Origin of the sequence: Rubrivivax gelatinosus IL144, assembly GCF_000284255.1 — a bacterium.
In the GTDB taxonomy this organism is placed as follows: Bacteria; Pseudomonadota; Gammaproteobacteria; order Burkholderiales; family Burkholderiaceae_C; genus Rubrivivax; species Rubrivivax gelatinosus_A.
This window is the reverse complement of sequence record NC_017075.1, coordinates 3,348,768-3,370,334: the sequence shown is the minus strand read 5'-3', so window position 1 is coordinate 3,370,334 and position 21,567 is coordinate 3,348,768. Positions and strand designations below refer to the sequence as shown.

Sequence of the window (21,567 nt, the reverse complement as noted above, 5' to 3'; positions counted from 1 at the left end):
GAGAGGAGGGCTATCGCCGGGCCCGGGGAAGTGCCGCCGGGGCCCAGGGCTCCCGGACGCGGCACTGCCGCGCCGTGGCGGCGGCGGCGAGGGCGTTGTGGCGGGCAGGCGAGACCATGGCCCCAGTATCGGCCGGGCCTGCCCGCCGGGGCAAGGTTTGACCGCTCGGCGCGTGCCGGATTGCGGCCACGGCCTCAAGCCCTCTCGCGCACCAGCCCGGCTTCGGCGGCCAGCCGCGCCTCGTCCCAGCCGCGGCCCAGCAGCAGCATGCGGGTGTGCAGCTCGTCGTGCAGCCTGGCGTCGACCGTCTCGCCCAGCGCGCGCAGCACGCGCTCGCGAAGCTGCACGTAGCGCAGCGGGTAGTGCCGGGCCAGACGGCGCCACAGCGCGTGCGCGCCGGCCGACTGGCGCGCGCCGGTGACCAGGCAGCAGCCCGCGTCCAGACTGCGGCGGTAGACCGCGGTGGCCAGGCCACGGCGGCGGTAGGCGGCGCGGTACTTGGAGTGCGGCGCACGCAGGTGGCGGTCGGCGCGCACGTCCAGCTCGATCAGGCGGTTGAAGACCGTGTAGCCGGCCAGCTGCTGGCGCAGCACGTCTTCGACGTAGACGTAGAGCTCGCCGTCGGCTTCGCGCCAGTGCAGACGGAAACCCGGCATCGGCGCCGGTTCGCAATCGAGGCCGTGCAGCACGTCGCCGGGGCGGCGCAGGCGGCGCTGCAGCGTGTCGAGCTCCTGCTCCAGCCGTGCTTCGTCGGGATCGACGTCGATGCGCAGCTCCAGCCGCGGCCAAGGCGGCCAGGCCCACGCGGCGATCATGCCGTTCCCTCCGCCGCCGGAAGCCAGGCACCGCTGCGCAGCTCGCCCGGCCGGGTGCGCGAAACCACGCGCCCGCAGGACGACCAGGCTTCGCGGCGCACGCTGGAGCCGGCGTGCACGCCGTAGCCGGCGCCGCTGCGCACCTCGCCGCCGCTGACCAGGCTCTCGCCGGCGCGGATCGCACCCTCGGCGACGATGTCGCCGCCGGCCACCACGCCCCAGCCGGCGTCCAGGTGCACGCCGCTGCGCACGTCGCCGGCGGCCTGCACGCCGTGGCCGACCTTCAGCCCTTCGCCGCAGACGACGTGGCCGCCGGCGCGCAGGCTCTTGCCGCATTCGGCCGCACCGCCGACCTGCAGGTCGCCGCTGAGGACCAGCGTGCCGCCGACGCTCAGCGCGCCGGCGCAGCCCAGGTCGCCCTGCACGCGCAGGTCGCCGGCGCAGACCAGGCTGCCCGAGGCCTCGACGCTCCAGCCGGCGACGACGTCGCCGCCGCAGCGCAGCCGTTCGGTGCGCAGCCCGGCGCCGCAGCGCAGGTCGGCGTCGACCATCAGCACCGTTCCGGCGCGCACGCCGCCGCCGGTGCTGAGCGAGCCGCCGATGCGCAGCACGGTGTCGACCTCGACGCCATGCCGCACCTGCAGCGAGCCGGGGAAGACGAAGGCCTCGGCCGACAGCTCGTCCAGCGAGCGCACGGCGTCCACCGGGCCGAAGCGGTCGATCAGCCAGCAGGCGTCGTCGATGCGGCCGTCGTCGACCAGCGCGTCGACGACCCGCAGGTACTCGGCGGCGCTGCTGAAGCGCCGGGCGAACCAGCGGTAGCCGCTGGCGCAGGAACGTTTGGCCCGAAGGGCCGTCGTGGAGATCTCCATCTGCACAACCTCGTGGCGAAGCACGCGGCGGCGCCGCGTGCGGACGGGGGAGGTCGGGAGGCGGCCCCGGCGCGGGGGCGTGCCGGAGCGGATGACGGGACGCCCGTGCGCCCCTCGACCTGCGGTCTCGATGCAGGGCCTGGCCCTGCCGGCCCGCCGTGCGTGGACTTCAGGCCTGGACGAGCGCCCGGAGTCCGCGCACGGCCGAAGAGGGCACGGCCGGAGATCCGTAGGAGCGCAGGGCCGCGAGTGCGCGGCCGACCCGCATCGTGCCGGGCGTCACGCAGCCGGCCGCAACCGCCGGAAGGCGGGCCGGGCTCGTGCGGCGGTGGACGCGGGCTGCGGGCATCGGAGAGATGGAGAGGCGGAAAGCGCCGACATTATCGGCCGCCGCGGGAGGCGTCAGGCGACGGCGAGCAGCGTCGGGTCCCTGGCGACCTGGATCTTCGTCGGCTCGCTGGCCGTGCCGATGGGCGCCAGCTCGCTGGCCGGCGTCGTCTTGCCCTCGGCCTGGCGGCGCTGCGCCTGCTCGGCCTGCTGGCGGTACAGCTCGGCCAGCTGCGCCTGCACCAGCTGGATGCGGGCCTGCAGCAGCTCGCTCTGCTTCTGCTTGTCCTTGGCCGGAAGGTCGGAGTGCGCGACTTCCTGCAGCTGCTTGGACAGCGTCGTGATCTGCTTGACCAGCGCCTGGATGCGCGACTTCACCGAAGCATCGGAACTGCCGCCGCTCGCGCCGGCGGCTGCCGTGGACATCTGGACGTTCATCGTGCCCTCCCGCGGGCGTGGCTCGTGCTGCCGTTCGTCATGTCCGGTTATCGGCCGCCATCGGCCGGAACTGAAATCGCGGGGTCGCTGGCTGCTGTCACGATTTGACACGAATCGCCGGGAATACTCGCGCCACGGGCTGCTTTCCGCCGGTCCGCCTGTCCCACGCCCATGGAACGCAAAGGCCGCCGCTGGCGCAAGACCGAACTGTCGCGCCGCTTGTTGAATGACCGCGCGGCCATGCCGCCGGCATGGCGCATGTGGCTGATCACCGTCGACGGTCGGCGCAGCGAAACCGAGTTGCTGACGCTGGCCGCCGGGCTGGGCCTGGACGGCGCGGCCTTGATCGAGCGCCTGGCCGCCGACGGCTGGATCGCCGATGCCGACCCGCCCCCTGCGGCACCGGAACCGGCCACGCCGGCGCGCCGCCGGCTCGCCGCGGCGCGCATGTTCGCCATCGACCTGGCGGCGCGCATGCTCGCCGGGCGCGACGCGGAACTGCGTGAATCCTGGCGCGAGGTGCAGGACGAAGCCTCGTTCCAGCGCTGGCTGGGCGATTGCGCCGGGCGCATCGCCGAAGCCGCCGGGCAGGAGCGGGCGGCGCTCTTCGTGCAGCGTGTCGAACTCGTGCTGGCCGAACCGAATCCTGCTGCGTGAGCCCCTCGCATATTTCCGTGTCAGTTTCGTGACGATACTCTGAAGATTATGTTTGGAATTGCGCTGTATCGCTCCTCGGTGACCGTTTGATGACTCTCGGGGCGATATTTCAGCTGTTTTCTTGAGTTTCGCTGATTAACTTTCTAGGGGTTTACGCCGATATTCCGGGCGTTTTCCCGAGGACCAGCCCCGAAGGCTGGCTGCCATGACTTCGTTCCCTGATTCCGTCCTCCCGTCCGCACGCCGCCCGCGAGCCGCGAAGCCGTCGACCGGTGGCCTCTTGTCACCTGGCATGCGTCTGTTCGGCCCGCTGCGCCTGCGCGCCAAGGCGGCCGTCATCTGTGCCGTGCTGCTGGCGCCGGCGCTCGTCACCGGTGGCGTCCTGGTGCGTGCCGGGTTCGAGCAGGCGCAGGCCGCGCAGGCCGAGCGCGATGCGCTGGCCGTCGCCGCGCAGCTGCTGCCGCTGGCCGAGGCGGTGCAGACCGCACAAGGCGCCGCGCGCGCCACGGCCGCCGGCCACGAGGCCGCGGCGGCCGACTATCGCGATGCGCTGGCGCGCGCCCGTGCCGCGCTCGCGGCGCTGGGCCAGACGGCGGGCGCGCCGCCGCTGGACACGCTGCGCAGCCGGCTCGCCGCGATGCCGGCCGAGGCCGGCGCCGACGCCGCGGGCGCCGACGCGGCCGACGCCGCCGCTACGGCGGCCGCCGAGACGATCCCGGCGCTGCTCGGTCAGGGCGAACTGGCGCACGACGCCGACTCCGAGGTCGCCGACCCGGTGCGCCGGGCGCTGCTGGCGCTGCCGCGCGCCGCGGCCGACAGCGCCTCGCTGTGGGGCTGGGCGGTGCACGGCGTCGTGCGCGGCGCGCTCGACGAGCCGGCGCAGTACCAGCGCCAGGCGGCCTGGCAGGCGCGGGCCAGCGCGGCGCTGGCCGACGCCGGCCTGGCCGCTTCGCCGGCCGCGGCTTTCGTGCAGGCCGCCGACGTCTCGGCGCTGGTGCGCGACGCCTTCACGCCCGACGAGGTCTACGCCCAGGGCCGGGCGGCGCTGCACACGCTGTGGCAGCAGGCCGCCGCGGCGCTGCCGCCGGTCGATGCCCGGCTGGCCGAACGCCGCGCCGAGCTGGCGCGCCGCAGCGCGCTGCACGCGGCGCTGCTGGGCGGCGCGCTGCTGCTTGCGGCCTACCTCTTCGTCTGCTTCGCGCGTTCGCTGGAAACGGGCTTCGCCGCCGTCGGCCAGGAGCTCGGTCGCATCGCACGTGGCGACCTGCGCCCGGCGCCGCTGCCGCCCGGCCGCGACGAAGCCGCCGAGCTGCAGCGTGGTGCGGCCCAGGCGCGCGAGTCGCTGCGCGAGGTGGTCGACCAGGTGCGCGCGGCGGCCGAAGCCGTGGCGCGCGCCGGGCGCGAGATCGCCGCTGGCGCCGGCGACCTGTCGCAGCGCAGCGAACAGGCCGCCGCCGGGCTGCAGCAGACGCATGCTGCGCTGGAGCGCATCGGCAGCGACGCCGCCGACGGCGAGCAGCGCTCGGGCCGTGCCGCTGCGGTGGCCGACGCCTACGTCCAGGCGGCGCGCGCCAGCCAGCAGACGATGGACGAGGCGGTGCGCACGATGGCCCGGGTCGACGCCTCGGCCGGGCGCATCGCGGCCATCGTCGACACGATCGACGGCATCGCCTTCCAGACCAATCTGCTGGCGCTCAACGCCGCCGTCGAGGCGGCGCGGGCCGGCGAGCAGGGGCGCGGCTTCGCCGTCGTCGCCGCCGAGGTGCGCCTGCTGGCGCGGCGCTCGGCCGACGCGGCGCGCGAGATCAAGGCCTTGATCGGCGAGAACGTCGACGGCGTGCGCGCCGGCAGCGCCGTCGTGCGCAGCGCCGGCCAGCGCATGCAGGCCATCGTCGGCGAGGCCGGCGAGGCGCGCGCGCTGGTGGCGACGATCGCCGAAGGCGCGGCGCGCCAGGGCCACGAGGTGCGCCAGGTGGTCGCCGCGCTGCAGGCGCTGGACGCGGCCACGCAGCACAACGGCGCGCTGGTCGAGCAGACCGCCGCCGCCACCGCCGAGCTCGAGCGCCAGGCCGAGGAGTTGGTGGCGACGGTGGCGCGTTTTCGCACCGGCGGCGGCAGCGAAGGAGTCCTCGCATGAGCGCGCTGCGGCACTTCCAGGCTCACTCCGACCCGGTATCCGACCCGATGAAATTCGATCTCGGTGACACCTCCCGGCCCTTGGCGCGCCTGATGCAGGAACGGGCGCTGGAGATCCACTTCCAGCCCATCGTCTCGCTGGCCGACGGCGCGATCCACGCCCACGAGGCGCTGGTGCGCGGCCCACGCGGCACGGCGCTGCACGGCGCCGAGGCGCTGCTGGCGCAGGCGCGCCAGGAGGGCCTGTTGCAGGAGTTCGAGGTCGCCTGCGTCGTGCTGGCGCTGGAGCGCTGGGCCGCGATGCGCCAGGCCGGACGGCTGTTCGTCAACATCAGCGCCTCGGCGCTGGCGCGCTGCTTCGCCGGGCGCAGCGCGCAGGACATCGCCCACAGCGTGCAGTCGCGCGGCGTCAACCCGCAGAGCGTGGCCTTCGAGATCACCGAGCACGAGCGGGTCGCCGACATCCCGCTGCTCGTCGAGGTCGCCGACGTCGTGCACGGCGCCGGCATGAGCTTCGTGCTCGACGACTTCGGCGACGGCCGCTCCAGCCTGCGCCTGTGGTCCGAGCTGAACCCCGACGTCGTCAAGATCGACAAGTACTTCAGCCGCGACATCGCCCAGCAGCCCAAACGCCTGCGCACGCTGCGCGCGCTGATGCAGATCGCCGACACCTTCGGCACGATGCTCGTCGCCGAAGGCGTCGAGACGCAGGAAGACCTGCGTGTGCTGCGCGACCTGGGCTGCCCGCTGGTGCAGGGTTATCTGCTCGGCCGCCCGGCGGCCTCGCCACGCGCCGCGCCCGAGCCCGAGGCGCTGACCGTGCTGAACGACCGCCAGATCGCCGTGCTGCCCACCGAACGCACCGCGCCGCTGCCGCGCCGGCTGAGCCAGGCCAAGATCGTCGAGGCGCCGCCGGTGGGCCTGGACGCGACCAACGACCAGGTCGTCGCGATGTTCACCGCGCACCCCGAGTGGCACGCCATCGCGCTGGTCGACGGCGATCGCCCGGTGGCGCTGGTCGGCCGCCAGCAGTGCCTGGACCGCTACGCCAAGCTCTACTTCAAGGAGGTCTGCGGGCGCAAACCCTGCCTGGCCTTCGCCAACACCGAGCCGACGCTGGTCGACGTCAACGCCGGCATCGACGAACTCGCCGAGCTGCTGACCTCGCCCGACCAGCGCTACCTGAGCGAAGGTTTCGTCTACGTCGACAACGGCCGCTACCGCGGCCTGGGCACCGGCCAGCAGCTGGTGCGCCAGGTGACCGAGAGCCGCATCGAGGCCGCGCGCCACGCCAACCCGCTGACCTTCCTGCCCGGCAACAGCCCGATCAGCGAGCACATCGAACGCCTGCAGGCCGCCGGCGCGAGTTTCGTCGCCTGCTACGCCGACCTGGCGCAGTTCAAGCCCTTCAACGACCACTACGGCTACTGGTGCGGCGACCGCATGATCAAGCTGCTGGCGGCGACGATCCAGGCCCACGCCGACCCGCGGCGCGACTTCGTCGGCCACGTCGGCGGCGACGACTTCGTCATCCTGTTCCAGAGCTGCGACTGGCGCGCGCGCTGCGAGCGCATGGTGGCCGACTTCGACGCCGCCGCGGTCGGCCTCTACGACGAGGACGCGCAGGCCGCCGGCGGCATCCGCGCCGAGGACCGCCACGGCGTCGAACGTTTCTTCGGCTTCGTCTCGCTGTACATGGGCATCGTCGAGATCGCGGCCGGCACGCTGTTCCGCAGCGCCTCCGACGTCGCCAGCGCCGCCGCGCGTGCCAAGCAGACCGCCAAGCAGACCGGTCTGTCGATCCATGTGCAAGGCGTGGCGCCGCTGACGGCGCTGCGGCCGGCCGAGCCGGCGACCTGAGGTCAGGCGCGCGGGTCGGCCAGGCGCAGCGCGGCCAGCAACTGCTCCAGCGCCCAGTCCAGGTCGGCCTGCGGCAGGTTCAGCGGCGGCGCCAGCACCAGCACACGGCCCTGGCCGAGCTTGAACGACAGGCCGGCCGACAGGCAGCGGTAGAGCAGCGCCTCGGCGCGCGCTTCGGCCGCCAGGCCGCCGCCGTCGCGCAGCTCGATGCCCAGCAGCAGGCCCAGGCCACGCACCTCGGCGACCCAGGGCAGGCCAGCGCATTCGGCGCGCAGCCGCGCCAGCAGCGCCGCGCCCAGATCGCGGCTGCGTTCGACCAGGCCTTCGTCGGCGATGACGTCCAGCGTCGCCAGCGCCGCGGCGCTGGCCACCGGGTTCTTCTCGTGCGTGTAGTGGCCCAGCGAGATCGCCTGGGCGACGTCGAAGCGCCCGCGCGCGACCAGCGCCGCCAGCGGCATCGAGCCGCCGCCCAGGCCCTTGCCCAGCACCAGCATGTCGGGCTCGATGCCGTAGTGCTCGACGGCGAACATGCGCCCGGTGCGGCCCAGCGCGATCGGGATCTCGTCGAGGATCAGCAGCGCGCCGTGGCGGTCGCAGGCGGCGCGCAGGCGGCGGTAGTAGTCGGGCGGCGGCACCTGCACGTCGGTGCAGCGCACGGTCTCGACGACGACCGCGGCGACGTCGCCTTCCTTGCGCAGCACGTACTCGACGTAGTCGGCGCAGCGCAGCGCGCATTGCCCGCCGCAGCCGAAGGCGCAGGCCTGCGGGGCGTGCGGCGGCACGTGTTCGCTGCCCGGCAGCAGCGGGCCGATGCCGCGGCGGAACGCCGCTTCGCCGCCGACGGAGATCGCGTCCAGCGAGGCGCCGTGGAAGGCGTCCCACATCGAGATCGTCTTGAAGCGCCCGGTGACGACGCGCGCCAGCTTCAGCGCGATGCCGATCGCCGCCGTGCCGCCGGGCGCCAGCAGCAGCTTGGCGTCGGGCATCGGCGCCAGGCCGCAGAGCCGGCGTGCCAGTTCGACCGCCGGGCGGTTGGTGTAGCGCCGCGGGCTGAAGGGCAGTGTCGCCAGCGTCTCGGTGATCGCCGCGACGACACGCGGGTGGCCGTGGCCGACCTGGTGCAGGCTGTTGCCGTGCAGGTCCAGCACGCGCCGCCCGGCGGTGTCGGTCAGCCAGCCGCCGCCCGCCGACTCCAGCGCGTTCAGGCAGGGCGTGGACAGCGCCTGGTGGAAGAACCAGCGTGCGTCTTCGGCAAGCAGCGCGCGTGTCGGTTCGTCCAGGTGCCGGGCCTGCCAGTCCTGGCGCGCCCGGCCGAGGTTCAGATCGCCTTCGGAGGCGTCGGGCGCGGGGTTCATCGTCAGCCCAGCTCGCCGTCGGCCAGCATGCGCCGCCGGCCGCCGTCGGCATGGGCGAACAGCGCTTCGGCGGCACCGGCGGCGTCGCCGGCGGCCAGGCGTTCGACGATGGCCGCGTGTTCCTCGGCGAAACGCGGGATCGCCCGCGGCGCCAGCAGGTTGCGGCGGCGGAACAGCGCCAGCAGCCGCGTCGTGCGGCGGTAGGTCTCCAGCAGCGCCGCGTTGCCGGCGAGCACGACGAGGCGGTCGTGGAAACCGAGGTTCAGCTCGTGGAAGCGGTCGACCTCGTGTTCGCCGACGGCGCTCATCGCCGCGGTCAGCGCACGCAGCTCGGCCAGCTGCTCGGGCGTGATGCGCGTGGCCAGCAGCCGGCCGGCGGTGGCGTCCAGGCCGGCGCGCAGCTCGTAAAGCTCGGCGGCCTCGGCCAGCGGGATCTCGCGCACGAAGGCGCCGCGGTTCTTCTCCTGGCGCACCAGGCCGCCTTCTTCGAGCAGGCGCAACGCCTCGCGCAGCGGCCCGCGCGAGACGCCCAGGCGCTGCGCCAGCGCGGCTTCGTTCAGGCGCGCGCCGGGGCCCAGCTCGCCGGCCAGGATCAGCGCCTCCACCGACTCGGCGGCCAGCCGCGCGAGCGAGGTGCTCTGCATCAGCGCCAGGGCGGCTTCGCGGGTGACGGTGGAGGTGCTCATGGGCGCGGCAGGGGTCGACGGGCGCGGATCGTAAAGACGCCGCTGGCGGATCGTCAACTGCCGACTGTCGACTGCAGATTGTCAACAAACGGACATCGAGCCTGCCTAAGGTGCCGCCCACAAGCCGTTCGCGGCCGGTTCCCGTTGTCCCACTTCCCGGAGTCAACCCGATGACGCGTTTCGCTCTCGCCCCGATCCTGGCCACGCTGGCGCTGGCCGCCGCCTTCCCGGCGTTTGCCGAGAAGACCACGCTGAACGTCTACACCGCGCTGGAGACCGACCAGCTCAAGGCCTACCAGGAAGGCTTCAACAAGGCCTACCCGGACATCGAGCTGAAGTGGACACGCGACTCCACCGGCATCGTCACCGCCAAGCTGCTGGCCGAGAAGGACAAACCGGTGGCCGACGTCATCATGGGCGTGGCCGCGTCGAGCATGGTCGTCTTCGACCGCGAAGGCATGCTGCAGCCTTACGCGCCGGCCAACCTGAAGGCCGTGCAGACGCGTTTCCGCGCCGCCGGCGCGGCGCCGGCCTGGGTCGGCATGGACGTCTGGGGCGCGGCCATCTGCTACAACGTCGTCGAGGCGCAGAAGCAGGGCCTGCCGCGCATCGAGAGCTGGAAGGACCTGCTCAAGCCCGAGTTCAAGGGCAAGATCGTGATGCCCAACCCGAACTCCTCGGGCACCGGCTTCCTCGACGTCACCGCCTGGCTGCAGCTCTTCGGCGAGCAGGGCGGCTGGCAGTACATGGACCGATTGCACGACAACGTCGCGGTCTACACCCACTCCGGCTCCAAGCCCTGCGTGCTGGCCGGCAACGGCGAGTTCCCGGTCGGCATCTCCTTCGAGTACCGCGCCAACGCCGTGCGCAGCAAGGGCGCGCCGATCGACGTCATCTTCCCCAAGGAAGGCCTGGGCTGGGACCTGGAGGCGATCGCCATCGTCAAGGGCACGCCCAAGCTCGAGGCGGCCAAGAAGCTGGCCGACTGGGCGAGCACGCGCGAAGCCAACGAGCTGTACGCGAAGAACTTCGCGATCACCGCGATCCCGGGCATCGCGACGCGGCTGAAGTACGTGCCGACCGACTACGAGCAGCGCCTGGTGAAGAACGACTTCGGCTGGATGGCCAGGAACCGCGACGCGGTGCTGGCCGAGTGGCAGAAGCGTTACGGCGCCAAGTCCGAGCCGAAGAAGTAAGCGCGGCCGATGGCGCACCTGGAGGTCTCGGGCCTGGGCAAACGTTTCGGGCGCTTCGTCGCGCTCGACGGCGTGGACCTGGCGGTCGGGCGCGGCGAGTTCGTCGTGCTGCTGGGCCCGTCGGGCTGCGGCAAGACGACGCTGCTGCGCACGATCGCCGGGCTGGAGCGCCAGGACGCCGGGCGCATCGTGCACGCCGGGCAGGACATCTCGGCGCTGCCGCCGGCACGGCGCGACTACGGCATCGTCTTCCAGTCCTACGCGCTGTTCCCCAACCTGGACGTCGGCCGCAACGTCGCCTACGGGCTGGACGGCCGGCGCGCGGCGCGCGGGGCGCTGCGCACACGCGTGGCCGAGATGCTGCAGTTGGTCGGCCTGCCCGGCATCGAGCACAAGTACCCGGCGCAGCTCTCGGGCGGCCAGCAGCAGCGCGTGGCGCTGGCGCGGGCGCTGGCGACCAAACCCGACCTGCTGCTGCTCGACGAGCCGCTGTCGGCGCTGGACGCGATCGAACGCGTGCGCCTGCGCGGCGAGATCCGTGCGCTGCAGCAGCGTCTGGGCGTGACGACGCTGATGGTCACCCACGACCAGGAAGAAGCGCTGGCGATGGCCGACCGTGTCGTCGTCATGCGCGCCGGGCGGCTGCAGCAGGTCGGCACGCCCGAGGAGATCTACCGCCAGCCGCGCAACGCCTTCGTCGCCGAGTTCATCGGCCGCAGCAACCTCGTCGAAGCCGCGGCCGATGAAAGCGGCCGAGTCGCCTTCGCCGGCGCGGCGCTGAAGAGCGGCGCGGCGCTGCAGCCCGGCCGGCGCTACCGCTTCAGCGTGCGGCCCGAGGACGTGCGCCTGCTGGACACGCTGGACGGCGGCGAGAACGCCTTCTGGGCGCGTGTGCGGCGCTGCGAGTTCCTGGGCCCGGTGTCGCTGGTGACGCTGGAGCCGCCGGGCGCGGCGCCGCTGGTGGCGCAGTTCTCGGCCAACTACCTCGGCGGGCGTGCGCTGGCCGAAGGCGCGACGCTGCGGGTCGCGATCCCGCCCGAACACCTGCTGCCGATGCCGGAGGGCGTGTGAATACTGTCGCCGCGCCCTGGCCGCGCATCGCACCGGCCGAGACCGGCCCGCGCCTGCTGCTGCTGGGCGCGGCGGCGCTCTTGGCGCTGTTCCTGCTGGCGCCGCTGGCGGCGCTGCTGGGCCAGAGCCTGGTCGACGACGCCGGGCAGTGGAGCCTGGCGCGGTTCCGCGAGTTCGCGGCGACGCCGGGCGTCGCCACCGCGGCCTGGAACACGTTGTGGATCGCGGCGCTGGTGACGGCGATCACCGTGCCGCTGGCCTTCGTCTACGCCTACGCCTTGCAGCGCAGCACGCTGCCGGCCAAGCCGCTGTGGCGCGTGTTCGGGCTGTCACCGCTGCTCGGGCCGTCGCTCATCGGTGCGGTCGGCGTCATCCAGTGGTTCGGCAACCAGGGCCTGGCCAAGAGCTGGATGGGCGGCGCCTCGATCTACGGTGCGCCGGGCATCGTGCTGGCGACGGTGTTCGCCGCCTTTCCGCACGCGCTGATGATCCTCGTCGTCGCGCTGGCCCACGCCGACGCGCGGCTGTACGAAGCCGCCGACGCGCTGCGCGCCTCGCGCTGGCGGCGTTTCGTCACCGTCACGCTGCCGGCGGCGCGCTACGGCCTGGTCAGCGCGGCGCTGGTCGTCTTCGCCTACTCGGTCAGCGAGTTCGGCATCCCGAAGGTCGTCGGCGGCAACTTCCCGGTGCTGGCGGTCGAGATCTACGTGCAGGCCGTGGGCCTGCACAACTTCGGCCGCGGCGCCGTCGTCGCGCTGCTGCTGCTGACGCCGGTGCTGCTGGCCTTCGGCGTCGACCGCCTCGTGCAGCGCCGCCAGCAGGCGAGCCTCACGGCGCGCGCCGTGCCTTACGTCGCCCGGCCCGAGCCGCTGCGCGACGGGCTGCTGCTGGCCTTCGTCGCCGTCGTCGCGGCGGCGCTGCTGGCGGTGCTGGGCATGGCGGTCGCCACCTCGTTCATCACCTTCTGGCCCTACAACCTGGCGCCGACGCTGCGCCACTACACCTGGGGCCTGGCCGAGGCCGGCGTCGGCGACGCCTGGTTCAACAGCCTGCGGCTGGCGCTGGCCACCGCGCTGGTGGGCACGCCTTTCGTCTTCGGCACCGCCTGGCTGATCGAGAAGACCGGGCTGCGTGACGGCCGCCTGGCGGCGGCGGTGCAGGCCTTGGCCTCGCTGCCGATGGGCGTGCCCGGGCTGGTGCTGGGCATCGGCTGCATCCTGTTCTTCAACCACCCCGGCAACCCGCTGGGCGGGCTGTACCGCGGCTTTCCGCTGCTGGTGGCGGTGACGGTGGTGCACTACTACAGCGCCTGCCACCTGACGGCACTGACCGCGCTGAAGAGCCTGGACCGCGAGTTCGAGGCCGTGTCGGCGTCGCTGAAGGTCGCACGCTGGCGCACCTTCTGGCGCGTGACGCTGCCGGTGTGCCTGCCGGCGGTGATGGAGATCGCGCGCTACCTGTTCATCAACGCGATGACCACCGTCTCGGCGCTGGTCTTCCTGTACTCGCCGGAGACGCTGCCGGCCTCGGTCTCGATCCTCAACCTCGACGAAGCCGGCGACCTGGGCCCGGCCGCGGCGATGGCCGCGCTGGTGGTGGCGACCACCGCCGCCTACAGCCTGCTGCACGTGCTTGCCGAACGACTGCTGAGGAGCCGCCAGGCCTGGCGCCTCGCCCCCCGCTGACCCGACACGACCATGCCCCTGATCGACCGTGACCCGCTGCTGCTGACCCCCGGCCCGCTGAGCACCTCGCTGCGCACCAAGCAGGCGATGCTGCACGACCGCGGCTCCTGGGACGAAGCCTTCAACCGCATCACCGCCGAGGTCTGCCGCCGCCTCGTCGACATCGTGCACGCCGGCGAGACCCACGTCGCGGTGCCGATGCAGGGCAGCGGCACCTTCGCCGTCGAGGCCGCGCTGGGCACGCTGGTGCCGCGCGACGGCAAGGTTCTGGTGCCCAACCACGGCGCCTACTGCGCGCGCATCCTGCGCATCCTGGCGACCATCGGCCGCGCCGCGGTCGAGCTGACGGTGCCCGAGGACCAGCCGATGTCGCCGGCGGCGATCGCCGCCGCGCTCGACGCCGACCCCGGCCTCAGCCACGTCGCCGTCGTGCACTGCGAGACCGGCACCGGCATCCTGAACCCGCTCGAGGACATCGCGCGGGTCGTCGCCGAACGCGGCCGGGCGCTGATCGTCGACGCGATGAGCTCCTACGCCGCGGTGGCCATCGACGCGCGCACGACGCCCTTCGACGCCCTCGTCGCGGCCTCGGGCAAGGGCCTGGAAGGCGTGCCCGGCATGGGCTTCGTCATCGCCAGTCGCACGGCGCTGGAGGCCAGCGCCGGCCGCTGCCATTCGCTGGCGCTGGACCTGCACGACCAGTGGCGCTATCTGCAGCGCACGACGCAGTGGCGCTTCACGCCGCCGACCCACGTCGTCGCCGCGCTGGCCGAGGCGCTGCGCCAGTTCGACGAAGAAGGCGGCGTCGCCGCCCGCGGCGCGCGTTACGCCGCCAACGGTCGCCGCCTCGTCGACGGCCTGGGCGCGCTGGGCCTGCAGCCCTTTCTGCGGCCCGAAGTGCAGTCGCCGGTGATCGTCACCTTCCACGCACCGCGCCACCCGGCCTGGGACTTCGACACCTTCTACCGCGGCGTGCGCGAGCGCGGCTACATCCTCTATCCGGGCAAGCTGACGCGGGTCGAGACTTTCCGCGTCGGCTGCATCGGCGCGCTGGCGCCGGCCGACGTCGACGGCGTCGTCGACGCGGTGGCGCGCACGCTGCGCACGATGGGCATCCCGACGCCGCGCTGAAATGGCCGAACGCGACGTGCTCGTCGTCGGCGCCGGCGTCTTCGGCGCCGCGGTGGCCTGTGAGCTGGCGCGCCACGGCTGGGGGCCGCGCGTGCGTGTGCTCGAACGGCTGCAGCCGGCCGCCGGTGCCACCGCGCGCGCGGCGGCGCTGGTCACCGCGGTGCGCGACGACCCGGGCCAGATCGCGCTGGCGCGCCAGACGCTGGCGACGATCGCCACGCTGCAGGCCGAGGGCGAGGCGCTGGGCTGGCACGCCTCGGGCGCGCTGCACGTCGCGCCGGCGGCGCTGCGGCCGCTGCTCGAAGCACGCGCGGCGATCGGCGCCGCCAACGGCGTCGCCTCGCGTTGGCTCCCGCACGAGGCGGCGCTGGCGCTCGCGCCCTGGCTCGACCCGCGCGCTTTCGAGCACGCGCTGTTTTTCCCCGACGACGGCTGGCTGGACCCGCATTCGCTCGCCAGCGCCGTTCTGCGGGTCGCCGTGCGCCACGGCGTGCGCATCGAGACCGCCGAGGTGCGGCGCCTCGTCGTCGACGGCAGCCGCGTGCGCGGCGTCGAGACCGCCGACGGGTTTGTCGGCGCGGACATGGTGGTGCTCGCCACCGGCGCCTGGGCCAATGTGCTGAGCGCGCCGGCCGGCCTGCCGCTGCCGCTGGCGCCGGTGCGCAGCCAGTACTGGATCAGCACGCCGGCGCCGTGTTTCCCGCGCGAGGGCGCGATCGTGCTGATGCCGGCGATCCGGGCCTACGCCCGGCCCGAGCTCGGCGGCCTGCTGTTCGGCGTGCGCGAGCCGCGCCCGGCGGTCGTCGACGCGCGCCGCCTGCCGGCCGACCTGGGCGGCTTCGCCTTCGAGCCCGAGGACGCCGAAGGCTGGCAGACGCTGGCCGCCGCGGCCGAGGACCTGGGCCGCCACCTGCCGGTGCTGCCGACGCTGGGCATCGCGCACGCCGTCAGCGGGCCCAGCGCCTACACGCCCGACGGCCAGCTCGTCGTCGGCACGGCGCCGGGCCTGGCCGGGCTGGTGGTCGCCGCCGGCTGCAACGGCTCGGGCATCACGTTCTCGGGCGGGGTGGGGCGGCTGGTCGGCGAACTCGTGCGCGGCGCCGCGCCCTTCGTCGACCCGGCGCCGGCCGCGCCCGGCCGCCTCGGCGACTTCGACCCGCAGGCCCCCGACTTTCTCGCCGCCTGCGCCGCCGCGCGCTCGCGCAAGACCTCCGGCTGAACTCTTCAGAATCTCCGACCATGCAGCACACCCTCGAAGCCGTGATCCTCGACTGGGCCGGCACCGTCGTCGACTTCGGCTCCTTCGCGCCGACCCAGATCTTCGTCGACGCCTTCAAGGCGGCCTACGACTTCGACATCACGCTGGCCGAAGCGCGCCGGCCGATGGGCCTGGGCAAGTGGCAGCACATCGAGGCCCTGGGCCGCGACCCCGAGATCGCCGCACGCTGGCAATCGCGTTTCGGCACAGCGATGCGGCGCGAGGATGTCGAGCACCTGTACCAGACCTTCATCCCGCTGCAGGTCGAACGTGTCGGCCAGCACGGCGAGCTGATCCCGGGTGCGCTGGACGCCGTGCAGGCGCTCCGCGCGCGCGGCCTGAAGATCGGCTCGACGACCGGCTACCCGCGGGCGGTGATGCAGCGCCTGATGGAGGTGGTGGCGGCGCAGGGCTACGTGCCCGACTGCACCGTCTGCGCCGACGACCTGCGCGCCGGCGCGCGCCCGGGCCCGTGGATGGCGCTGGCCAACGTGCTCGAACTGGGCCTCGGCTCGGTGGCGCACTGCGTGAAGGCGGACGACACGCTGCCGGGCCTGCTGGAAGGCCGCAACGCCGGCATGTGGACCGTCGGCCTGGCGCTGTCGGGCAGCCCCTGCGGCTGGACGCTGGACGAGTACCTCGCCGCCAGCGAAGCCGAGCGCGAACTGGCGTGCCGCCGCGTCGCCGCCGAGTTCGCGCCGGCGCGGCCGCATTACGTCATCGACACGATCGCGGCGCTGCCGGCGGTGGCCGAGGACATCGAGCGCCGTCTGGCCGCCGGCGAGCGGCCCTGAATCCGACGGCGCGGCCGGCCGCTCAGTCGTCCAGCGCCACCAGTTCGTCGCCCGGCCCGGCGCTGCAGTCGGCCGGCAGCGGCGGGCCGCCGCGGCGCACGACCGCCCGGCCGCCGGCGTGGCAGAACTCCAGCCGCTGCGCGCCCGGCAGGCGGCGCTGCACGAAGGCCTCGATCGAGGCCGGCAGGCTGACACGCATCGTCAGCGCCTGTAGGTCGGCCAGCGGGTGGTCGCCGGCGTGCACGTAAGGCACGAGCTGGGCGGCGAAGACCAGCGCGTGCGAACCGACCGCGACCGCTGTCGGCTCGTAGCCCTGCGCACGCAGCCAGGCCTGGGCCCCGGCGCGCGGCGCCGGGCCATCGGCCAACGGCTGCCAGGCGTCGGCCAGCAGCTCGGCGACCCACTGGTTGCAGTTCTGGTACGTCGTCGCCCAGGCGTAGGCGTTGGCGCTGTAGGCGGCGCCCAGCAGGCGCAGCGCGCGCCGCTTGTCCAGCGCCGCCGCCTGCACGGCGCGGCCGTCCTCGGGCGGCAGCAGCAGCACCGAGACGAAACCGCGTTCGGCGTCGTCGGTGCCGGAGACGAACCCGGCCAGACCCTGGTCGAAGAGCCGCGGCCGCGCCTCGTCGCAGGCGTAATAGAGCTGGCGCACGGCCCAGGGCGACAGCGGGTTGTCGTGCAGCGCCAGCGCGGCGTGCGAGTAGCGGATGCCGAAGCGGCCGAGGTCGGTGCCCGAGCGGGCGATCAGCGCCGCGCTGGCGTCGCTGGCCTGGAGTTCGCGCCGGATCAGCGCCGCCAGCTGCAGCAGCCGGTGCTGCTGCGCGGCGCTGAGCGTCGCCGGCCGGTCGCACAAGCCGGGCAGCCCGGCCTGGGCGCCGCAGGCGACGCCGGCCAGCAGCGCCGCCGCGGCGGCGCTGCGCATCAGAGCAGGACCGCGCGCGGCGCGAGCTGCTGCTGCCAGTCGTCGTGCAGCGCCAGGAAGAAGGGCTGGCGTGTGTCGGCGCGCTGGAACTCGTAGCCGTAGTCGTGTTCCCGCGCGCGCACCACGTCGCCGGCGGCCAGGGCCGCGGCGGCGCCGGCTTCGGGCGGCAGGTAGAGCACGAAGGCGCGGCCGGCGGCCGCGTCCAGCGGCTCCAGCGCCAGCCGCAGCGTGCCGGGGCGGCCGGGCGCTTCGGCGATCTCGACGACGCGGTAGTCGCCGGCGACCACGTCGCGCGCCTTGCTCGAGCCGTGGCTGGAGGCCTCGATCGATTCGGAGACGCTGGCCGACGAGGCCGAGCCGGCGCCCGAGATCGAGATCGCGATGCTTTCGGCGTGGGCCGGGACGGTGGCGGCGAGCAATGCGGCGCAGAGCAGGGTGGGGCGAAGCATGACGAGCGGCAGTCGGGACGGTGAACGCAGTCCGCGCATTATCCGGGCCGCCTCTCGTTACACCTGAAAGATGCGGTCGGCGAGCGGCGCGGCCCAGGCGTTGTGCCGGGAGCTCTCGTCCTGTCCTCCTTCCTCTCCCGGCGCCGATGAAGTCCACCGCCGCACAACTGGCCGTCACGCCGCCGGGCCGCCGCTTCGGGTGGGTCGACGCGCTGGTGCTGCTCGCCCTCATCGGCCTGCTGTGGTCGGCGCTGCACGTCGGCCGCGGCATGCTGGTGCACTTCGACGCCGCGACGATGCCGGCGCTGGACCCGTCGCCGGCGGCGATCCCGGCTTATGCCGCGCGCACGCTGCTGCGCATGTGGATCGCCTTCGGCTTCTCGCTGCTGTTCGCGGTGGCCGTCGGCTACCTCGCGGCCAAGAACCGCGTCGCGCGTGCGCTGATCCTGCCGGCGCTGGACGTGCTGCAGTCGGTGCCGGTGCTCGGTTTCCTGTCGGCGACGGTGACCGGCTTCATGGCGCTGTTCCCGGGCAGCCTGCTGGGCGTGGAGTGCGCGTCGATCTTCGCGATCTTCACCAGCCAGGTGTGGAACATGGCCTTCGGCTTCCACCACGCGCTGGTGGCTATCCCCGGCGAGATGCAGGAGGCGGCCACGGTCTCGGGCCTGAACCGCTGGCAGCGGCTGCGCATCGTCGAGCTGCCGTCGGCGGCGCACAGCCTGATCTGGAACGGCATGATGTCCTTCGGCGGCGGCTGGTTCTTCGTCGCCCAGAGCGAGGCCATCAGCGTGATGAACCGCGACATCAAGCTGCCGGGCCTGGGCTCGTACATGGCACTGGCGCTGGAGCGCGGCGACACGCGCGCGGCGCTGTACGCGGTCGCGGCGATGCTGGTGCTGATCCTCGTGAGCGACCAGCTCGTCTGGCGGCCGCTGCTGGCCTGGGCCGAGCGCTTCAAGAACGAGCTGACCGACTCGGGCTCGGCGCCGAGCTCCTGGGTCTACGAGCTGCTGCGCGGCGCCTACGTCTTCACCTGGCTGGACCGGCACCTGCGCCGGCCGCTGGCCGACGTCCTGCTGCGCCTGCACCGGCCGGTGGCCGCCGCCGCGCCGCCGCCGGCCTGGATGCGGCAGGCCGCACGCGCCGTCGGCGTCGTGCTGCTGCTGTGGCTGGCGGTCGAGGCGGTGTCCTGGATCGCGGCCGCGGTGGCCGCGCTGCACGGCGCGCTCGACCGCGCGACGCTGCTGCAGCTGGCCGGCCTGGGCGGGCTGACGGCGCTGCGCGTGACGGCGATGGTGCTCTTCGCCTCGCTGGTGTGGACGCCGGTCGGCGTCTGGATCGGGCTCAAGCCGGCGGTCGCACGTTTCGCCCAGCCGCTGGCGCAGATCGGCGCCTCGTTCCCGGTGAACATGACCTTCCCGTGGGCGGTCGGCTTCTTCGTCGCCCACCAGGTGTCGCTGGACTGGGGCAGCATCGCGCTGCTGGCGATGGGCACGCAGTGGTACATCCTGTTCAACGTCGTCGCCGGGGCCTCGGCGATCCCCAACGACCTAAAGGAAGCCGCGCGCATGTCCGGCCTGCGCGGCTGGGCGCTGTGGCGCACGCTGATCCTGCCGGCGGTGTTCCCGGCCTGGGTGACCGGCGCCTGCACCGCCGCCGGCGGCGCCTGGAACGCGAGCATCGTCGCCGAGCTGGCGAGCTGGGGCGACACGACGCTGCGCGCCCAGGGCCTGGGGGCCTTCATCGCCGACGTCACGCGCCGCGGCGACACGCCGCTGATCGTCGCCAGCATCGCTGTGATGTCCCTGTTCGTCGTCGCCACCAACAAGCTGGTCTGGCGGCCCCTGTACGCCTACGCCGAACGGCGCTTCAAGCTGGAGTGAGACGATGGATCTGCGCCTGCCCGAAACCGCCACGCCGCTGGCCCAGCTGTGCGCGGTCAGCAAGTCCTACAAGACCGCCGGCGGCCACGAGCTGAAGGTGCTCGACGACATCGACCTGGCCGTCGGCCGCGGCGAGTTCGTCGCGCTGCTGGGCCAGTCGGGCTCGGGCAAGTCGACGATCCTGCGCTGCCTGGTCGGCCTGGTCGAGCCCAGCACCGGGCGGGTGCTGGCCGGCGGCCGGCCGCTGGCGGGCGTCAACCGCGACGCCTCGGTCGTGTTCCAGACCTTCGCGCTGTACCCCTGGCTGACGGTGGCGCAGAACGTCGCCGTCGGCCTGATGTCGCGGCCGATGGCGCTGGCCGAACGCGACGCCGCGATCGACCGCGCGATCGAGCTGATCGGCCTGGGCAACCACCACGCGGCCTATCCGCGCGAGCTGTCCGGCGGCATGCGCCAGCGCGTCGGCATCGCGCGGGCGCTGGTCTCGCAGCCGCGGCTGCTGTGCCTGGACGAGGCCTTCAGCGCGCTGGACGTGCTGACCGCCGAGAACCTGCGCCAGGAGCTGCTGGCGCTGTGGCGCACGCCCGGCGGCGGCCCGGACTCGGTGTTCATGGTCACGCACAACATCGAGGAGGCGGTGGAGATGGCGACGCGCATCGTCGTCGTCTTCCCGCGCCCGGGGCGCATCGGCCTGGTGCTGGAGAACAAGCTGCCGTACCCGCGCGACGCACGCGACCCGGAGTTCCAGCGCCTGGTGCAACTGATCCACGACGCGATCACGCGCACCGCGCTGCCCGACCTGCCGCCGGAGACGGCGACTGCCGGCCAGCCGATCTCGCGCGCGCGGCCGCGCATGGAGGCGATCCCGCTGGTCGCGGTGGGCCAGATCCTGGGCCTGCTGAGCATCCTCAACGACGCGCCGGAGCTGTCCAACATCTACGACATCTCCGACGAGATCGGGCGCGAGTTCGGCGACACCATCGCCATCGTCAAGGCCGCCGAGATCCTGGAGCTGATCGAGACGCCGAAGGACCAGGTGCGCTTCACCGAACTGGGCCGGCGTTTCGTCGCCGCCAGCGGCGAAGAACGGCGGCGCATCTTCGCCGCGCAGGTGTTCAAGCTGCGCATCTTCCACGTGCTGCTGGCGCTGCTGCGCGAGCACGAGGCGGTGGACGCCGACCAGGTGATCCACGAGATCGCCACCGCGCTGCCCTACGAGAACCCGGAGCGCAGCTTCGAGACCATGGTCGCCTGGGGCCGCTACGCCGGGCTGATGGACTTCAACGCCAAGACGCGCAAGCTCTTCGTGCCCGGCGCCGAGGATCTGCCGGCCGAGATCGCCGGCTGATCGCGCCGCGTCAGGGCGCGTAGGCGCGCAAGAAGGCCTCGACCGCGCGGCGCGCGGTGTCGGCGAGGCTGGCTTCGTCGACCTCGTCGACGACGTGGAACAGGAAGCGGTCGATCCACTCCGCTTCGAGCAGACCCTTCAGGTGGCTGGCGGCGACGCGCGGTTCGGCGCGGCGCAGCAGGCCGCGTTCCATCGCGCCGGCCAGGTAGGCGGCGATCGCCGCCTCGCCGCGCGCCGGGCCGAGTTCGTACAGCCGCCGGCCGAGTTCGGCGCGGCCGGCGTCGGCGACGATCAGCCGCCGCCCGGCGCGCACCTGCGGCGAGTACAGCAGCGCCAGCAGCCCGCGGCCCAGGCCGTCGAGCGAACGGGCGATGTCCTGGTACGAGGTGTCCAGCGTGCCGAGCAGGGCGTCGAACTCGGCCAGCGTCGAGGTCAGCACGACTTCGACGAACAGCTCCTCCTTGGACACGAAGTAGCTGTAGAGCGTCGCCTTGGAGCAGTTCGCGCGCTCGCCGATCTGGGCCATCGAGGCGCGCTCGAAGCCGGTTTCCTGGAACACCGCCGAGGCGGCATCGACGATGGTCTGGCGGCGGGCTTCGCTCTTGGTACGCATCCGGACTTGGAAGTCAAGTGAACTAGTTGGTTCAGTTTAGCTTGCGGATCGGGCGATCTCAAAGCTAAACTGTA

The 21,567-nt window shown here is 73.4% G+C and carries 19 protein-coding genes; 11 read left to right on the top strand and 8 right to left on the bottom strand.

Going from position 1 to position 21,567, the window contains the following annotated elements; genetic code table 11:
- Positions 1-194: 194 nt before the first annotated feature.
- The 3 genes from RGE_RS15365 to RGE_RS15355 all read right to left on the bottom strand — a co-directional run bounded on the left by RGE_RS15365 (position 195) and on the right by RGE_RS15355 (position 2,452).
- A complete protein-coding gene (locus RGE_RS15365; RefSeq protein WP_014429357.1) occupies positions 195-815 on the bottom strand; it encodes a hypothetical protein in 621 nt (206 codons plus the stop codon).
- Positions 812-1,687 carry a hypothetical protein gene (locus tag RGE_RS15360; protein WP_014429356.1) on the bottom strand — a complete coding sequence of 292 codons (876 nt, stop codon included), beginning with the start codon at positions 1,685-1,687 and terminating at the stop codon, positions 812-814. The genes RGE_RS15365 and RGE_RS15360 overlap by 4 nt, the downstream gene beginning before the upstream one ends.
- A gap of 402 nt (positions 1,688-2,089) precedes the next feature.
- Complete coding sequence (locus RGE_RS15355) at positions 2,090-2,452, bottom strand: FlxA-like family protein (RefSeq protein WP_148280205.1); 363 nt, start codon at positions 2,450-2,452, stop codon at positions 2,090-2,092.
- Between the two features lie 171 nt (positions 2,453-2,623).
- Here RGE_RS15355 and RGE_RS15350 point away from each other — a divergent pair, with 171 nt between their 5' ends.
- The 3 genes from RGE_RS15350 (at position 2,624) to RGE_RS15340 (ending at position 7,105) form a co-directional block, all read left to right on the top strand.
- A complete protein-coding gene (locus RGE_RS15350; RefSeq protein WP_014429354.1) occupies positions 2,624-3,109 on the top strand; it encodes a hypothetical protein in 486 nt (161 codons plus the stop codon).
- A 292-nt stretch (positions 3,110-3,401) separates the two neighbouring features.
- Positions 3,402-5,246, top strand: a complete 1,845-nt coding sequence (locus RGE_RS24420; protein WP_014429353.1) for a methyl-accepting chemotaxis protein — start codon at positions 3,402-3,404, stop codon at positions 5,244-5,246.
- The gene (locus RGE_RS15340; protein WP_014429352.1) at positions 5,243-7,105 is read left to right on the top strand and encodes an EAL domain-containing protein; all 1,863 of its coding nucleotides are present in this window, start codon (positions 5,243-5,245) and stop codon (positions 7,103-7,105) included. Before RGE_RS24420 ends, RGE_RS15340 begins: the two co-directional genes overlap by 4 nt.
- Before the next feature lie 2 nt (positions 7,106-7,107).
- Here RGE_RS15340 and pbfA read toward each other — a convergent pair whose 3' ends face one another.
- Both pbfA and RGE_RS15330 read right to left on the bottom strand, forming a co-directional pair.
- Positions 7,108-8,460, bottom strand: a complete 1,353-nt coding sequence (gene pbfA / locus RGE_RS15335) for a (R)-1-hydroxy-2-aminoethylphosphonate ammonia-lyase (protein WP_014429351.1) — start codon at positions 8,458-8,460, stop codon at positions 7,108-7,110.
- Positions 8,461-8,462: 2 nt separating this feature from the next.
- The gene (locus tag RGE_RS15330; RefSeq protein WP_014429350.1) at positions 8,463-9,146 is read right to left on the bottom strand and encodes an FCD domain-containing protein; all 684 of its coding nucleotides are present in this window, start codon (positions 9,144-9,146) and stop codon (positions 8,463-8,465) included.
- A 170-nt stretch (positions 9,147-9,316) separates the two neighbouring features.
- On the opposite strand from RGE_RS15330, the gene RGE_RS15325 reads away from it, so the two are divergent.
- The 6 genes from RGE_RS15325 to phnX are packed head-to-tail and all read left to right on the top strand — an operon-like array spanning position 9,317 to position 16,281.
- Positions 9,317-10,342 (top strand): putative 2-aminoethylphosphonate ABC transporter substrate-binding protein, encoded by a 1,026-nt coding sequence (locus RGE_RS15325; RefSeq protein WP_014429349.1) that lies wholly within the window; start codon positions 9,317-9,319, stop codon positions 10,340-10,342.
- A gap of 9 nt (positions 10,343-10,351) precedes the next feature.
- Complete coding sequence (locus RGE_RS15320) at positions 10,352-11,413, top strand: putative 2-aminoethylphosphonate ABC transporter ATP-binding protein (protein WP_014429348.1); 1,062 nt, start codon at positions 10,352-10,354, stop codon at positions 11,411-11,413.
- Positions 11,410-13,098 (top strand): putative 2-aminoethylphosphonate ABC transporter permease subunit, encoded by a 1,689-nt coding sequence (locus RGE_RS15315; RefSeq protein ID WP_014429347.1) that lies wholly within the window; start codon positions 11,410-11,412, stop codon positions 13,096-13,098. The genes RGE_RS15320 and RGE_RS15315 overlap by 4 nt, the downstream gene beginning before the upstream one ends.
- Before the next feature lie 12 nt (positions 13,099-13,110).
- Complete coding sequence (locus RGE_RS15310) at positions 13,111-14,229, top strand: 2-aminoethylphosphonate--pyruvate transaminase (protein WP_014429346.1); 1,119 nt, start codon at positions 13,111-13,113, stop codon at positions 14,227-14,229.
- Between the two features lies 1 nt (position 14,230).
- The gene (locus RGE_RS23330; protein ID WP_014429345.1) at positions 14,231-15,448 is read left to right on the top strand and encodes an NAD(P)/FAD-dependent oxidoreductase; all 1,218 of its coding nucleotides are present in this window, start codon (positions 14,231-14,233) and stop codon (positions 15,446-15,448) included.
- Positions 15,449-15,468: 20 nt separating this feature from the next.
- A complete protein-coding gene (gene phnX, locus RGE_RS15300) occupies positions 15,469-16,281 on the top strand; it encodes a phosphonoacetaldehyde hydrolase (RefSeq protein ID WP_014429344.1) in 813 nt (270 codons plus the stop codon).
- Positions 16,282-16,303: 22 nt separating this feature from the next.
- On the opposite strand, the gene RGE_RS15295 is transcribed toward phnX, so the two are convergent.
- A complete protein-coding gene (locus RGE_RS15295; protein WP_014429343.1) occupies positions 16,304-17,200 on the bottom strand; it encodes a DUF2145 domain-containing protein in 897 nt (298 codons plus the stop codon).
- Positions 17,200-17,649 (bottom strand): hypothetical protein, encoded by a 450-nt coding sequence (locus RGE_RS15290; RefSeq protein ID WP_043784167.1) that lies wholly within the window; start codon positions 17,647-17,649, stop codon positions 17,200-17,202. Before RGE_RS15290 ends, RGE_RS15295 begins: the two co-directional genes overlap by 1 nt.
- Before the next feature lie 146 nt (positions 17,650-17,795).
- On the opposite strand from RGE_RS15290, the gene RGE_RS15285 reads away from it, so the two are divergent.
- Together RGE_RS15285 and RGE_RS15280 are read left to right on the top strand one after the other, a co-directional pair.
- Positions 17,796-19,532, top strand: a complete 1,737-nt coding sequence (locus RGE_RS15285) for an ABC transporter permease (RefSeq protein WP_014429341.1) — start codon at positions 17,796-17,798, stop codon at positions 19,530-19,532.
- A gap of 4 nt (positions 19,533-19,536) precedes the next feature.
- Complete coding sequence (locus RGE_RS15280; RefSeq protein ID WP_014429340.1) at positions 19,537-20,880, top strand: ABC transporter ATP-binding protein; 1,344 nt, start codon at positions 19,537-19,539, stop codon at positions 20,878-20,880.
- 10 nt (positions 20,881-20,890) lie between these two features.
- On the opposite strand, the gene RGE_RS15275 is transcribed toward RGE_RS15280, so the two are convergent.
- Positions 20,891-21,493, bottom strand: coding sequence for a TetR/AcrR family transcriptional regulator (locus tag RGE_RS15275; RefSeq protein WP_014429339.1), 603 nt, complete (start codon positions 21,491-21,493; stop codon positions 20,891-20,893).
- Positions 21,494-21,567 lie beyond the last annotated feature (74 nt).